This window comes from Clostridium sp. (assembly GCF_036646415.1).
Taxonomy (GTDB): Bacteria; Bacillota; Clostridia; order Clostridiales; family Clostridiaceae; genus Clostridium_J.
In genome coordinates this window covers 195313-211235 of record NZ_JAVXMF010000004.1, presented here as the reverse complement: position 1 = coordinate 211235, position 15923 = coordinate 195313, and the positions used below count along the sequence as shown (strand labels likewise).

11 protein-coding genes and 1 other annotated feature are annotated in these 15923 nt (G+C 31.5%); all 11 genes read left to right on the top strand.

Features of this window, described 5'->3' with window-relative positions; translation table 11 throughout:
* Window positions 1–103 precede the first annotated feature (103 nt).
* The 11 genes from rapZ (at window position 104) to RSD37_RS04775 (ending at window position 15643) form a co-directional block, all read left to right on the top strand.
* A complete protein-coding gene (rapZ, locus tag RSD37_RS04825) occupies window positions 104–988 on the top strand; it encodes an RNase adapter RapZ (protein WP_346945569.1) in 885 nt (294 codons plus the stop codon).
* Entirely contained in the window at window positions 985–2325 is a 1341-nt protein-coding gene (locus RSD37_RS04820; RefSeq protein WP_346945568.1) for a gluconeogenesis factor YvcK family protein, read from the top strand. Before rapZ ends, RSD37_RS04820 begins: the two co-directional genes overlap by 4 nt.
* Window positions 2326–2329: 4 nt before the next feature.
* Window positions 2330–3280, top strand: a complete 951-nt coding sequence (gene whiA, locus RSD37_RS04815; RefSeq protein ID WP_346945567.1) for a DNA-binding protein WhiA — start codon at window positions 2330–2332, stop codon at window positions 3278–3280.
* A 2-nt stretch (window positions 3281–3282) separates the two neighbouring features.
* Window positions 3283–4587, top strand: a complete 1305-nt coding sequence (locus RSD37_RS04810) for a DRTGG domain-containing protein (protein WP_346945566.1) — start codon at window positions 3283–3285, stop codon at window positions 4585–4587.
* Between the two features lie 56 nt (window positions 4588–4643).
* Window positions 4644–4934, top strand: coding sequence for a Dabb family protein (locus tag RSD37_RS04805; protein WP_346945565.1), 291 nt, complete (start codon window positions 4644–4646; stop codon window positions 4932–4934).
* A 172-nt stretch (window positions 4935–5106) separates the two neighbouring features.
* Window positions 5107–5709, top strand: a complete 603-nt coding sequence (locus RSD37_RS04800; protein ID WP_346945564.1) for a class D sortase — start codon at window positions 5107–5109, stop codon at window positions 5707–5709.
* Between the two features lie 41 nt (window positions 5710–5750).
* Entirely contained in the window at window positions 5751–9314 is a 3564-nt protein-coding gene (locus RSD37_RS04795; protein ID WP_346945563.1) for a DNA polymerase III subunit alpha, read from the top strand.
* A 164-nt stretch (window positions 9315–9478) separates the two neighbouring features.
* Window positions 9479–9879 (top strand) — a binding site (T-box leader).
* Between the two features lie 251 nt (window positions 9880–10130).
* Window positions 10131–11651: a lysine--tRNA ligase gene (gene lysS, locus RSD37_RS04790; protein WP_346945562.1), complete on the top strand. Its 1521-nt coding sequence runs from the start codon at window positions 10131–10133 to the stop codon at window positions 11649–11651.
* Window positions 11652–12152: 501 nt separating this feature from the next.
* Window positions 12153–13112 carry a 6-phosphofructokinase gene (gene pfkA, locus RSD37_RS04785; protein WP_346945561.1) on the top strand — a complete coding sequence of 320 codons (960 nt, stop codon included), beginning with the start codon at window positions 12153–12155 and terminating at the stop codon, window positions 13110–13112.
* Between the two features lie 116 nt (window positions 13113–13228).
* Entirely contained in the window at window positions 13229–14986 is a 1758-nt protein-coding gene (gene pyk / locus RSD37_RS04780) for a pyruvate kinase (RefSeq protein WP_346945560.1), read from the top strand.
* 297 nt (window positions 14987–15283) lie between these two features.
* Window positions 15284–15643, top strand: a complete 360-nt coding sequence (locus RSD37_RS04775; protein ID WP_346945559.1) for a DUF1540 domain-containing protein — start codon at window positions 15284–15286, stop codon at window positions 15641–15643.
* Window positions 15644–15923 lie beyond the last annotated feature (280 nt).

Here is a 15923-nt window from a genome sequence, read left to right as displayed (position 1 = left end):
TTGAATCTAGTTGATTTTTGGTTATAATATAAATAAGTAATAATTGATATAATTAATACTTAGTTTAAGATATAAATTATAGCTATGAAAGAGGTGTGTTAGTATGAAGTTTTTAATAGTTACAGGTATGTCTGGAGCGGGAAAAACTCAGGCGATAAGATGTCTTGAAGATCTAGGATTTTATTGCGTTGACAATTTACCGCCAACACTTATAACAAAGTTTGCTGACGTTTGTTTTAAAACTGAGGGGAAAATTGAGAAGATAGCTATAGTAGTTGATATTAGAGGAAGAAAGTTCTTTGATGATTTATTAGGGAGTTTAATTACACTAGATAAAGAAGGATATTTATACGAAGTATTATATCTCGAAGCTACTGAAGAAACATTAGTAAAGAGGTACAAGGAGTCAAGGCGAAAACATCCACTTGCACCAGATGGAAGAATTATTAATGGCATAAGTATTGAGAAGAAGAAACTTAAGGGCATAAGAGAGCGAGCAGATAAGATAATAAATACTTCAAAACTTACCAATAAGGAATTAAATGAAGAAATAACTATGGCATACGGTGATGAAGGACAAATAGAAACACCGCTACTTATTAATGTTATGTCCTTTGGATTTAAGTATGGTATTCCACTTGATGCAGATCTAGTCATGGATGTAAGGTTTATTCCAAATCCTTATTATATAGCTGAGCTTAAGCCTTTTTCTGGTCTTGATAAACCAGTAAAGGAGTATGTTTTATCTAAGTCAGAAACAAAGGAATTCCTTTATAGATTTATAGACATGGTTAAATTTTTAATTCCTAACTATAAAATAGAAGGTAAAAGACAACTTATTGTTGCTATTGGATGCACAGGCGGAAGACATCGTTCTGTAGCTATTGCAAATAAAATTTATGAGATCTTAAATCATTATGGAAATAATGTAACAATAGACCATAGAGATATAAACGAGGATGTAAATAGAGGAGCTGGAAAGAGATGAAGCATAGGGAGTGGTTAACCCCTGGAATAGGAATCAAAAGGTGGATATTCCAAATGCTACTAGGTGTGTTTTTAGTTTCCTATGCTATAATTGAATTTATAAGAGAGCCCTATGGAATGTCTACAAAGTCTATACTATTTTGTGTGCTAGTTTTGGGGGGGATATTAACCTATACTAGCTTAAAGAAGTATACAAAACAGGTTATGGCAATAATTAGATTTGAAGCATTAAATTTTTCAGCGGAGCAAAAAAATTCAAATGATGAGTTTTTTGAAAAGAGTATGTTGGTAAAGGGTCCAAAGATTGTTGTTATTGGTGGGGGAACAGGACTTTCTAATATGCTTAGTGGTCTTAAAAAATATACTTCCAATATTACAGCTGTAGTAACTGTAGCTGATGATGGTGGTGGTTCTGGTGTGCTAAGACAAGATCTTGGAATGTTACCACCAGGGGATATACGTAACTGTATAATATCATTAGCAGATACAGAACCATTAATGGAACAATTATTTAGATATAGATTTAAAGATGGAAGTCTAGAAAATCAGAGTTTTGGGAATCTATTTTTAGCTGCTATGAATGGAATTTCAGACAATTTTTTAGAAGCTATAAAAAAGACTAGTGATGTTTTAGCAGTAACTGGTGAAGTTTTACCAGTTACTCTTGAAAATGTAGAGTTATATGCAAAACTTAAGAATGGAGATACAATAAGAGGGGAATCTTCTATTCCTAAGGAAAGTGTAAAAAGAAATTCACCTATAGAAGAAGTGTTTATAGAACCTAGGAATGCTAAGGGAGTAAAAGAGGCAATTGATGCTATATCAGATGCAGATGCAGTTATATTAGGGCCAGGAAGTTTATATACAAGTATTATCCCAAATCTTATGGTAGAAGATATAAAGGAAGCAATAAAAAGCACTAAGGCACTAAAGTTTTATATAGCCAACATAATGACTCAACATGGAGAAAGTGATAACTTTAGCGTTCAAGATCATATAAGAGCAATAATGCGTCATTGTGAGGGTGTGTCAATTGATTATACTATTGTAAATAAGGGTCTTACAGAAGAAAAAGAGAGTATAAAAGAAAAATATCTACAAAAGGGTTCAACCTTCGTAACACTGAATCATGAAGACAAGGAAAAATTAAGTACAAAATATATAGAATGTGATATGATAAAAATTAAAAAAGGTCTTATAAGACATGATGAAAATAAGCTTGCACAAATATTAATGGAAACAATAATGCGGAAAAAGCTGATTCATGATGACAAGAGGGTTTTTGAATACATATATTTAGTACAGCGATTAAGAAAAGAAAACAAGGATAGGGAGTAGAGAAATGTCATTTTCACTAAAGGTTAAAAATGAAGTGTGTAGAAGCGGCGAACTTACTAAGGATGAAGCTGCTGCACAATTATCAGCTATAATGAAGGCCAGTGGTACTTTAGGGTTTGGATTTAATAGGGCAGTCACATTTAAAGTTATAACAGAAAATCCTGCTATAGCAAGACTAATTTTTAAAATCCTAAAAGATTTTTTTGATATCCACACTAAATTATTGGTTAAAAAGAGTAATTCATTAAAGAAAAATAATATATATATGGTTCTAATAACAGAGGATGTTGATGTAAAAGGATTACTTCAAGAGTTAGGTATTATTGAAAAGGAAAGCTTATTTAATATAAATTATGGTATTCCTCAAGAGATTATTAAAAACGAAGAGTGTAAAAGAGCATATATAAGAGGTGCATTTATGGGTGGAGGAAGTATTAGTAACCCAGAAAAAACTTATCATTTAGAGTTTGTAACTCACGATGAGGATTATGCAAAAGATCTTAGTGCCCTAATTAATAGTTATAAGCTAAATTCTAAAGTAATTCAGCGAAAGAATAGCTTTGTTATATATTTAAAAGAGGGAGAGCAAATAGTAGATCTTTTAAATATTATAGGGGCTCATAGTGCACTACTGGAACTTGAAAATATAAGAATTATGAAAGAAATGAGAAATAACGTAAATAGAATTGTTAACTGTGAGACTGCAAATCTTAGTAAAACGGTTAATGCAGCTGTGAGACAGGTAGAAAGTATAAAGCTTATACAAAGCGAGATTGGACTAGATAGATTACCTAAAAATTTAAAAGAGGTAGCACGAATCAGGTTATCATTTCCAGATGAGTCTTTAAAGGAGCTTGGCGCCATGTTAAATCCTCCTGTAGGGAAATCTGGAGTCAACCATAGATTAAGAAGAATAGAAAAAATAGCTGATGAGTTAAGAAAAGAAGGTAGATAAATATGTCTAAGCATGAGGAAATAATAAAACATATTCTTTCCTTAGAAATAGGTACAAAAATTTCTGTTAGAGGTATAGGTAGTAAATTAGGCGTAAGTGAAGGAACGGCATATAGAGCTATAAAGGAGTCCGAGTCTATAGGAATTGTTAATACAGTTCCTAGGGTTGGTACTGTAAGAGTTGAGAAGTTAGAAAAGAAAAATATCGATAGAATATCATTTAATGAAATCGTAAATATTGTTGATGGAACATTACTTGGTGGAAAAGCAAGAGAAGATAATTTTCTTGATAGGTTTGTAATTGGAGCTATGGAAATTGAAACTATTAAGAGATATATAAGCCCAGGAGCATTACTTATAGTGGGAAATAGGGAAGAAGCTCAAAGATTAGCACTGGAAAATAAATGTGCAGTGCTTATTACAGGAGGATTCTGTTGCAGTAATGAAATAAGAGCATTAGCAGATAAAAATGAACTTCCAGTAATCTCCTGTGCTTATGATACCTTTACAGTTGCAAGTCTTATTAATAAAGCTATTTATGAAAATAACGTAAAGAAGGAAATTGTTTTAGTTGAAGATGTCATGGAGAAAGAACCAAAGTATATAAATGCTTGGGACAAGGTTAAAACTTTAAGAGAGCTAGGAGAGAAAACCGATCATGAAAGATATCCAGTAGTAGATGAGGAATCTAGAGTTGTAGGAGTAGTAAGCTTAACTCAGATAAAGCATAATACCGATGATGAAACTATAGGGAATATTATGACTAAGGACCCTATAGTGTTAGTGCCAACAAGCACTGTTGCTTATGCAGCTCATGTTATGGCTTGGGATGGGATTAAAATATGCCCTGTAGTTCAAAAAAAAAGATTAGTTGGAGTAATTACTAGAGAAGATGTAATAAAGGCAATGCAGTTAGTTTTAAGGCAACCTCATGTAGGGGAGACTATGGATGATTTAATTTTAAAGAATTTTGAATTTGAATCTAATAAGGATACTATACATTTTTGGGGAGAAATTGTACCAGAAATGCTAGACTCTATTGGAACAGCCTCTTGGAATGCATTAAATATGCTTCTATCTACTATGGGAACTATGGTATTAAGACAAAATGGTATTACCAATGTGGCTATAGATAGTTTTACATCATATTTTATCAAACCTGTTCAGATGGGAAGGGTAATAGATGTATATTCTCAGGTAATAGATAGAGGTAGATATTATTCCAAGGTTGAGGTTACTATGTATAATCAAAATAAAGGACTTATGGCAAAGGCTATGATATCTGCAAAAGTTCTTAGAAATAATTAACTAAAAAAAGTAATGTGAAACAAGAAACTAAACTTAAGGTTATAAGGAGGGATAGAATGTTTACCCATATAGTATTATTTAAGTTAAAAGAAGCAACAAAAGATAACTTAAACTTTGTTGCAAATACACTTAAATCCATGGAAGGTAAGATTCAACAACTTGAAGGACTAGAAGTAGGAATAGATGAACTAAAAACGGATAGATCTTTTGATATATGTCTTATCACAAGATTTGATTCATTGAAAGATATGAATGAATACCAAGTACATCCATATCATGTTAAGGAAGTATTAGAAAAAATAAAACCTTACTTGGAAGTTTCAAAGGTAGTAGACTATAATATTTAAATACAATAATGGGCATAAAATCAAAACTCTTTTTAAGTAATAGTCAGCATGGAATTTACTATGGTGGCTTTTTTAACAACAAATGAATTAAATAATAATATTATTTTAATAATATGAGTTTAGATAAAAATCAAAATTGTTAAATATATTTTAACTAAGAAGAGGTGTATTAATGAAAATCAAGGTTAGAAATCTTTTAAGTGTTTTTTTAATTATTATAGGAATTGGACTTTTGATTTTTGCATTTAAGGGCAAATGGGAAACTAAAAAAGTCCAAGAGGAACTTTATGATAAGTTCATGATTTTAAATGAAAGTGATGAAAATATTAAAAACATCAATGAAGAAAATCAAGAAAAGCCACAAGAAATAACCTATTATACAGATAAAATAGATCCTATTGCAATACTTGAAATACCTAAGATTAACCTTAATGTAGTAGTAGCTGCAGGTGTTGAGGATGATGTTATAAGATATGCTGTGGGTCACTTTGAGGATACTGTTATGCCTGGTGAACAAGGAAACTGTGCATTAGCAGGTCATAGAAATTATGATACTGGAGAATTTTTTCTTAGATTAAATAAATTAGAATCCGGCGATGATATAATAATATCTACTCATGAGGATACTTATAAATATAAAGTTACAACAAGCTTTACAGTTGCACCGGAGGACACTTATGTTCTAGATAGTAGCCAAGAAGCTATAGTAACACTTGTTACATGTACCTATGATGGTAAAGAAAGGCTAATAGTACAGGGGAAAAAGGTCGATTAAAGTAAAGTATTGCTGGGGAAATAAATTTAGGAGGTGAGAATATGAAGGATTTTGTGCATCTACATGTGCATACAGAGTACAGCCTTTTAGACGGATCAGGGAAAATATCAAAGCTTATACAAAGAACTAAAGAATTAGGAATGAAGGCTATTGCAATTACAGATCATGGGACTATGTATGGAGCAGTTGAGTTTTATAAACAAGCTGTAGAGAATGACATTAAACCCATTATAGGATGTGAGATATATGTAGCTGGAAAATCCATGGATATTAAGGAACCTCAAAAGGATAATGATACCTATCACTTAGTTTTACTAGCTAAAAATAATACTGGTTATGAGAATTTGATGAAGATAGTATCTGCAGCTTCAATTAATGGGTTTTACTATAAACCAAGGGTAGATTATGACTTTTTAAAGAATCATTGTGAAGGTATAATAGCTAGTAGCGCCTGTCTTGGAGGGGAAGTTCAAAAAAATTTTTTGAGAGGAAATCCAGATAAGGCTAAGGAGGTCGCTCTTAAGTATAAAGATATATTTAAAGAAGATTTTTACTTGGAATTGCAATATCACGGTATTCCACAGCAGTTACAGGTTAATGAAATGCTAGTAGAGTTATCAAAGGAATGTGATATTCCATTGATATGTACCAATGATATTCATTATATAAAAGAAGAAGATAATAAGTCACACGATGTGTTACTTTGTATTCAGACTGCGAAAACCGTAGAGGATAAAAATAGAATGAGATATCCTTCAGATCAGTTTTATCTTAAATCAGGAGATGAGATGAATGAGATTTTCTCTTACATACCAGAGGCTATGGAAAATACGGTTAACATAGCTGAAAAATGCAACTTTAATTATAAATTTCATGAATCAAAGCTTCCAAAGTTTCCGTTACCAGAAGGTGTAGATCCATTTGAATATTTGAGAAGAACTTGCTATGAAGGACTTATAGAGAGGTATGAAGTATTTTCTTCTTTAAATGGAGTTTTTGATGAGCAGAAGGTAGAAGATATAAGAAATACATCAGAAGAGGGAAAGACACTTTGTGAAAGACTGGATTACGAACTTGATGTAATAAAGCAAATGGGATATATAGATTACTTTCTAATTGTGTGGGATTTTATAAGATATGCTAATGAAAATGGAATACCTACAGGGCCAGGAAGAGGATCTGCAGCAGGTGCAATAGTAGCATACACTCTTGGAATAACAAAAATTGATCCAATAAAATATGGATTAATATTCGAAAGATTTCTTAACCCAGAGAGGGTAAGCATGCCTGATATTGACTCAGACTTTTGTTATGAAGGTCGCCAAAGAGTCATTGATTATGTAGTAGAAAAGTATGGATCAAATAATGTATCTCAAATAATTACCTTTGGAACAATGGCACCAAGAGCTTGCATTAGAGATGTTGGAAGAGCTATGAATTATTCTTATGCTGAGGTGGATAAGATAGCAAAGATGATTCCATCAGTACTGAATATCACTATAGATAAGGCTTTAGAGATGAATAGTGAATTGCAGGAACTTTACGATGTGGATGAAAGGGTTAGAGAACTCATAGATGTAGCTAGAGATTTAGAGGGGCTACCAAGACACTCTTCAACTCATGCAGCTGGAGTTGTTATAGCATCAAATCCATTAGTGGAATATGTGCCACTTCAAAAAAATGAAGGTATGATAGTTACTCAGTTTACTATGGGAACTCTTGAGGAACTTGGTCTTTTAAAGATGGATTTCTTAGGTCTTAGAACCCTTACTGTAATGGATGAAACTATTAAGAATATATGGGAAAACCAAGGAATAAAGGTTGATATAGACCATATTGATTTTGATGATGATAAAGTTTATAACATGATTGGAGAAGGAAAAACCGTAGGTGTATTTCAACTTGAATCAGCAGGAATGACTTCCTTTATGAGAGATTTAAAACCAGATTGTTTTGAAGATATCATAGCTGGTATAAGTCTTTATAGACCCGGTCCTATGGCTGAGATTCCTAAATATATAGAAGGAAAAAGAAATCCTGGAGATGTTAAGTATGTAACAGCAAAATTGGAAGAAATATTGGATGTTACCTATGGAGTAATGGTATATCAAGAGCAGGTTATGGAAATAGTTAGGAAGCTTGGTGGCTATTCTCTAGGGCGAAGTGACCTTGTAAGACGTGCTATGTCTAAGAAGAAACATAAGGTTATGGAAGAGGAAAGAAAGAACTTTGTTCATGGAATAGTGAATGAAGCGGGTGAAGTTTTAGTTCCGGGTTGTATGACAAATGGAATTACGGAGCAGGAGGCAAATAAAATATTTGATCAAATGATGGACTTTGCATCCTATGCTTTTAATAAGAGTCATGCGGCTGCTTATGCGGTGGTAGGATATCAAACTGCTTATCTAATACATTATTATCCCGCTGAGTATATAGCTGCAATGCTAAATAGTATAATGGGAAATAATGAAAAGGTGGCATATTATATAAGATTTGCTAAGGAAATTGGAATCAATGTTCTTCCACCGGATATAAATGAAAGCTATACAAAGTTTACTGTAAAAGGAAATGACATAAGGTTTGGACTTTCTGCAATAAAGAATGTAGGAGCTAATGTTATTGAATCCATAGTGGAAAGAAGAGAAGCTAGAGGTAATTTTAAAAGCTTCAGTGACTTCTGTAATAAGATCGATTCTGCAGCAGTAAATAAAAGGGCTGTAGAGAGTTTAATAAAAGTTGGAGCCTTTGATAGTCTTGGAGTATATAGATCAAAATTAGTGGCTGTATTTGAAAAACTTTTAGATGGAATAAACAATGAGAGAAAAAGAAATATACCAGGACAACTAAGCTTATTCCAAGGTGGAGATGAAGAAGAAAATGAATTTAAAATAGTGTATCCACAGATCCAAGAGTTTAATAAGAAGTATATTTTGGGCATGGAAAAGGAAATGACAGGTATATATTTATCAGGTCATCCACTAGATGAGTATGAAAAAACCTTAAAGAATGCTACTAGTCATAAAATATCTGACTTAGTTTTAGCTGATACCTTAGAAGAGGATACTGAAGGGGATACAACCACAGTAGTAAGTAATAATTCTAAGGTTAAAGATAAACAAAGGGTTATTTTAGGTGGACTGTTAACATCTGTATCTAAAAAGATTACAAGAAATAATCAGGCAATGGCATTTGCAACATTAGAAGATTTGTGGGGAACTATTGAGGTTGTTATTTTTCCAAAGACTTTTGCTGCCTATAGGGAGTTTGTTGAGGAAGATGAAATAGTAACAATTGAAGGTCGCGTTGCCCTAGAAGATGAAGAACAACCAAAGATACTTTGCGAAAAGATATCTCCACTTATGAATTCGAAAAATGATAAAATTTATATTCGGGTGGATAATGATGCTCAGCGTACAAATGCTATGAAGATCCTTCGAGAAAATTTCAAAGGAGAACCTGGCGATACTCCTATATATATGTTTACTTCAAATAATAGAAAAATGTATCTTATAAACAAGAGTAATTGGCTTAAAAATGACTATGATACTACATCTTTATTAAGAAAGCTTTTTGGAGATGAAAATGTGAAGGTTGTAGAAGAATAGTATAGATACCTCTATTTAACTGAAGTGTTGGTTAAAGCTTCGTATTATCTGATTTTAGATAATGCGAAGCTATTTTAATACTATAGATAAATGAAGATTTAAATTAAAGTGTTATTATTTAAAATATTCTTGACATTTCACTTTGATTATAATAAAATAATTTTAATAAAACTATGAAGAGAAGAGTAATTAAACTCAATTTTTTTACAGAGAGCTTTAGATGGTGAGAGGAAGCAAAAAACAGTTTAATGAAAAAAGCCTCGGAGTTGTACACTGGACCTTTAGCTGACACTATAAATTTTTATAGTGAAAGTTGCTTATTCAAATAAAACTGAATGAGTTTCGTTAAGGAGAGGAGATGGTGTAACGGGTGCTCCCGTTATAGAGCTAGGGTATAAGCAAAAATGACACTGTAAATCTATGATTTACTTAGTGAAAGTCACTCTTTTAAGTAAAGTTATAAGGAGTTTCATTTTAAAGCCGTACTTGAAAAGGTCAATATGGTGACATATTGATAAACTGGGGTGGTACCACGAAGTTGAATTTATGAACTTTCGTCCCCAAGACATTAGTCTTGGGGGTGAGGGTTTTTTATTTTGCAAAAAATTGATTAGTGGACGAAAGTTAAGTAATTTGATGAAGAAATTGAAGTATTTAATAATTTTATAAAAATATAAATTATCTACAATTTGAGGAATGAAAAAAAGTAGCTAAAGTATGAGAAAAAATATATTAGAAAATAGTTAAGTAAAGACTTCATACAGATTACAAGAAAAGCAAAATTTAAAAAAGTGAAATTGAAAGGTGGTACTATCTATGTACAATAATTACGTGGAATTAAATAACTTACAACAAATAATGCAGGATGCAAATGAGTTTAATGTAGAGAGAATAAAAAAATTAAATGAGCTTTTAAGTAGAGGAATTAATCCATATCCATATACATTTAATCCAAATGCAACTTCAAATTATATAATAGATAACTTTGAAAATATTGATAGTGAAGAAAAATTTATCTTAGCGGGGAGAATAATGTTACTAAGAAGAATGGGTAAAGCAACATTCTTAAACTTAAGTGATCAAAATGGGAATATTCAAGTTTATATAAGTAAAAATGAAATAGGGGAAGAAGCCTATGAAGTCATAAAGCTGTTAGATACAGGAGATATTATAGGTATAGAAGGAACTGCATTTAGAACAAAGACTAATGAGATAACTATAAAGGCTTTAAATGTTACGGTGTTATCAAAGTCCATAAGATCACTTCCAGAAAAATATCATGGAATTCAAGATATGGACTTAAGACAAAGACATAGATCCCTAGACATGATAATGAATCAAGATGTTAGAGAGAGATTTATGAACCGTTCAAGAGCTATGTATGCCATTAGAGAATTCATGGATTCAAAAGGTTTTATGGAAATGGAAACCCCAATTCTTGATACTAAATACGGTGGAGGGGAAGCTAAACCTTTTATAACAAATGTAAATGCTCTTGATTGTGAGGTATTTATGAATGTATCTCCAGAATTATATTTGAAAAGATTAATGGTTGGAGGAATTGACAGAGTATATACCATGGGACGTTCTTTTAGGAATGAAGGTATAGATAGAACTCATTATCCGGAGTTTACACTATTTGAGTGTTACATGGCCTATGCAGACTATAATGATATGATGAGACTTATGGAAGAAATGTATGAGAGCGTATTTACAAAAATAAAAGGAACTACAAAGGCTATATATGATGGAGTTGAAATAGATTTTAAAGCACCTTGGAAAAGAGAAACAATGTGTGATCTAGTAAATAAAGATACAGGAATAGATGTGGAGAGATTAACTAAAGAAGAAATTGTACCATTAATTCTAGAAAAAAGGTTACTAGAAGAAGAGCAAAGGGAAGGATTGAATTTGGAGGAAACTAGTAAGGGAGATCTTATCCTTATCTTGTTTGAAGCTTATTGTGAAGAGAAATTAATAGAGCCGACCTTTGTCATAGATTTTCCATTAGATTCATCTCCACTTTGTAAGGTTCATAGAAGTAATGAAGAACTAATAGAGAGATTTGAGCCTTATGCTTTTGGAGTAGAGTTAGGAAATGCATATTCAGAGCTTAATAATCCATTAAGACAAAGAATACTCCTTCATCAACAGGCTGAGAAACTAAGAGCTGGACTTGAAACCGCAAGTCCAATGGATGAAGAATTTGCAGTAGCTATTGATGTAGCTATGCCACCAGCGGGTGGACTTGGGATTGGAATAGACAGAATGATGATGTTCTTAACAAATTCTACATCTATAAGAGATGTAATAGCATTCCCATTAGTAAAAAGATAGAATTAAATTATAGTTATATATGCATATATGTAAAAAAATAAAATGATAAATAGATATAGATAGGGAATATATAATTTTAACGTTTATTTATTCCCTATCTTTTTTTATTTTTATTTAGAAAAACTCATTTAAAAATAAAAAACGGGAATAATAAATATCATTAAGGTCTATATAAGTTGAAATTGACAACATTTACACTTGTTAGATATGTTAAATAGAGTTTGAATTTTACCAATGTATATTGCAAGTAATAATTCTAGCTATTAGAATTAAAGTATATACACATATAATTGTATAAAAATAATAAGAAATCATTACAACTAGTAATAACTATATGTAACAAACCATAGGGTTTTTAATTGGGATTAAATTATAAAAATCAAATTGTAGTGTATAATAAAGACCATTTATACGTTAAATTATAATGGTTTAAGGTGTATATTACAAATAGTAAATTGGTAAAATTTATTAAACCATAATGATATGTAGGGGGTAATAACAATGAAGAGGATTGCAGTATTAACAAGTGGTGGAGATTCACCAGCAATGAATGCGGCTATAAGAGCAGTAGTAAGAACTGGAATTGAAAAAGGTATTCAAGTTTTTGGCGTACATAGAGGTTATAATGGTTTAATTAATGGGGAACTGTTTGAAATGGATAAACATTCAGTTTCTGATATAATTCAAAGAGGAGGGACTATTTTAAGAACTGCAAGAAGTGAAGAATTTAAAACACCTGAAGGAAGAGAAAAAGCTCTTAATGTAATCAAAGTTTTAAAAATAGATGGAGTTGTAGTAATTGGAGGAGATGGATCCTTTAGAGGAGCTGATCTTTTAAGTGATTTAGGGATTGCAACCGTTGGTATTCCAGGTACCATAGATAATGATTTAGAGTATACAGATTACACCATAGGATTTGATACAGCACTAAATACTGCTATTGATGCAATAAATAAAATAAGAGATACTTCAAGTTCACATGAAAGAGTAAGCGTAATTGAAGTTATGGGAAGAAATTGTGGAGACTTAGCACTATTTGCAGGAATTGCTGGTGGAGCTGAGCAGGTAATAATTCCTGAAAAGTCTTTTACAGTAGAGGATATATGTGAAAATATATTTACAGGTAAAAGAAATGGAAAACTTCACAACATTATAATTTTAGCAGAAGGTGTTGGGGGAGCTCAAAAATTAGCTAAAAAGATAGAGGAAATTACAAGTATAGAAACTAGAGCAACAGTCCTTGGTTATATTCAAAGAGGTGGAAGTCCAAGTGCCGCTGATAGAATATTAGCTTCAAGAATGGGAAATAAAGCTGTTGAAGTATTGATGGATGGGAAAAGTGCTAGAGTTATTGGAATAAAAGGAAATGAAATAATAGATATGGATATTAAAGAAGCGCTTGCTATGGAATCTCAATTTGATGAAGAATTGTATAAATTATCTATAGATTTATCTAATTAGTAAATCCTAGCTATTGTAGAAGTTGGAATTTTCTAATATAATCTTAATGATTGATATTGATAGAGTTATCTGAGTAAAAACGACTTTAAGCTATCTAAATTAAAAGGAGGATAACTATGAAAAAGACAAAAATTATTTGCACAATGGGACCAACAACTAATGATAAGGAAATTGTTAAAAAGTTAATTGAGAATGGGATGAATGCTGCAAGGCTTAACTTCTCACACGGAACCCATGAAGAACACAAGGTTAGAATTGACATGGTTAAGGAAGCTAGAGCAGAACTTGAAAAACATATTGCTATAGTACTTGATACTAAGGGGCCAGAAATAAGAACAGGAAACTTTGAAAATGGAACTGTAGAATTAAAAGAAGGAACTACTTTCACAGTTCATTGTGGAGAAGATATCATTGGTAATGAAATTAAATGTTCAATCACCTATAAAAGTTTATATATGGATGTAAAACCAGGTGATATACTTCTAATAAATGATGGACTCGTAGCTCTAAAGGTAGAGTCAGTAGACGGCAAAAATATTAAGACTCATGTTGAAAATACAGGAGTTATTGGGAATCATAAAGGTATGAATGTACCAGGTGTTGCTCTAAGACTTCCTGCATTAACAGAGAAAGATATTGCAGACTTAAAATTTGGTATAGAATGTGAAGTTGATATAGTGGCTGCATCTTTTATAAGAAAAGGCACGGATGTATTGGATATAAAAAATCTCCTTGCTAAAAATGGAGGAGAAGATATTCAAATATTCTCTAAGATAGAAAATAGAGAAGGTGTAGATAATATAGATGAAATCTTAAGATACTCCGATGGAATTATGGTAGCAAGAGGAGATCTAGGAGTTGAAATTCCAACAGAAGAGGTACCAGTAGTTCAAAAGATGATCATAGAAAAATGTAATGCGGCAGGAAAGCCGGTAATAACAGCAACTCAAATGCTTGATTCTATGATTAGAAATCCGAGACCTACAAGAGCAGAAGCTTCCGATGTTGCAAATGCAATATTTGATGGTACTGATGCAATAATGCTTAGTGGAGAAACTGCTAGTGGTAAATATCCAGTAGAAGTTGTTAAAACTATGGCTCAAATAGCTATGAAGGCAGAAGAGTATATCAACTATGAAGAAAACTTTAGTAAGAGAAAAAGAGTTCATGCACCAAATGTACCAAATGCAATAAGTGTTGCAACTTGTAGTACAGCTATGGAACTTAATGCATCTGCAATTATTACAGCAACTCAAAGTGGTCAAACAGCAAGACAAATATCTAAGTACAGACCAGAGTGCACAGTAATTGCATGTACTCCATACGAAAAAGTTGCAAGGAGTTTAGCATTAAACTGGGGAGTTCTAGCGATACTTACTCCTAAATTTAAAGATACAGATGAATTAATAGAAAAAACTTCAGAGATAACATTGGCTGGTAACTATGTTCAAAAGGGTGACCTAGTAGTAATTGTTGCAGGAATTCCAATGAACTATGTTGGAAGTACAAACATGATGAAAGTTCATATTATTGGAGATATACTGTTGCAAGGTAAAGGATCTAACAATGGTACAGCATATGGAACTGCACTTCATGTAAGTAGTCCAAAGGATATTATTAACAATATGGATGAAAACCAAGTTATAATTTTAGATAAATTAAGTAGAGAATTTGTAGACGTACTTGATGATGTTTCTGGAATAATAGTTGAAAGTGATGAAATGAGTTCTAGTGTAGTTCTAGAATGTAATTCTAAAAATATTCCAATAATATATAATGCAGTAGGAGCTACAGAAATTATAAAACCAGGTTGTTTTATAACTATGGATTCAAAAGTTGGTATGGTATATAGTGGGAAAGCAAACATAAAATAAGTTTTATACATGATAGAATTTAAATAAACACAGATATTTATAGAGTTTTTAGTATATATCTATAAATTTATTGAAATTATGTAATAATTCATGTATAATTAGTTACGAAATGGATAAAACTTACAATATAACATTTTTGGCAACTGATTCATTATTGACACCCGTAAAGGGTGTCTTTTGCTTTTAGTATAATGTAATAAAGTATACTAAAATAGCAGAATTATAGCGTAGAAGTTAGTATAAAAACCTTAATACTCCATACAATAAAGGAAATATAATATTGAAGGAGTGTTATTTATGAATGGAACATTAACATGCAATGCTAATAATTGTCTTCATAATATTTCAGGACTATGCTCAGCAAAAAATATTCATATTCAAGGTACAAATGCTCACTCCAGTGAATATACACAATGTAGTTCTTTTACGGAAAAAGGTATTAGAAATGCAATTACAAATGTATTTAATATGAATGTAACAGGAGAGGTAAAACAATTGTTTAGTAGCTCTAATGTAGCTATGAATCCAAGAATCCAATGCGATGCAGCAAATTGTAGATATAATATTAATGGAAATTGTGGAGCGGATTTCATACAAATTTATGGTGCCGTTGCAATCAGTAGTAATAGAACAGAGTGTGAGACTTTTCAGAAGTAAGTTTAGGATTATAAGCCTCAAATAATTTAATAAAAAAAGAATGTATTGAAACTTCTATCTTATAAATTTAAAAGGAGTCATATAAAGATATGATGCAGTTTAACTCTAGTTTTTTACAAGGCTAGAGTTATTATTTTATAAAAGTATAAGTTGGATTTAGAATAGAGTTAATTTTATGGATATAATAAAGAAATATATAAGATAAGGAATATACATATAAATAAGTAGTTAAGGCATCTTCAAAAAATAAATAAGTCAATCTCCTAGACTATTTTGAGTG

What these genes read in the sequence shown, in the direction of transcription:
- rapZ (WP_346945569.1), top strand. Translation starts at nt 104, where the DNA reads ATGAAGTTTTTAATAGTTACAGGTATGTCTGGAGCGGGAAAAACTCAG.
- RSD37_RS04820 (WP_346945568.1), top strand. Translation starts at nt 985, where the DNA reads ATGAAGCATAGGGAGTGGTTAACCCCTGGAATAGGAATCAAAAGGTGG.
- whiA (WP_346945567.1), top strand. Translation starts at nt 2,330, where the DNA reads ATGTCATTTTCACTAAAGGTTAAAAATGAAGTGTGTAGAAGCGGCGAA.
- RSD37_RS04810 (WP_346945566.1), top strand. Translation starts at nt 3,283, where the DNA reads ATGTCTAAGCATGAGGAAATAATAAAACATATTCTTTCCTTAGAAATA.
- RSD37_RS04805 (WP_346945565.1), top strand. Translation starts at nt 4,644, where the DNA reads ATGTTTACCCATATAGTATTATTTAAGTTAAAAGAAGCAACAAAAGAT.
- RSD37_RS04800 (WP_346945564.1), top strand. Translation starts at nt 5,107, where the DNA reads ATGAAAATCAAGGTTAGAAATCTTTTAAGTGTTTTTTTAATTATTATA.
- RSD37_RS04795 (WP_346945563.1), top strand. Translation starts at nt 5,751, where the DNA reads ATGAAGGATTTTGTGCATCTACATGTGCATACAGAGTACAGCCTTTTA.
- lysS (WP_346945562.1), top strand. Translation starts at nt 10,131, where the DNA reads ATGTACAATAATTACGTGGAATTAAATAACTTACAACAAATAATGCAG.
- pfkA (WP_346945561.1), top strand. Translation starts at nt 12,153, where the DNA reads ATGAAGAGGATTGCAGTATTAACAAGTGGTGGAGATTCACCAGCAATG.
- pyk (WP_346945560.1), top strand. Translation starts at nt 13,229, where the DNA reads ATGAAAAAGACAAAAATTATTTGCACAATGGGACCAACAACTAATGAT.
- RSD37_RS04775 (WP_346945559.1), top strand. Translation starts at nt 15,284, where the DNA reads ATGAATGGAACATTAACATGCAATGCTAATAATTGTCTTCATAATATT.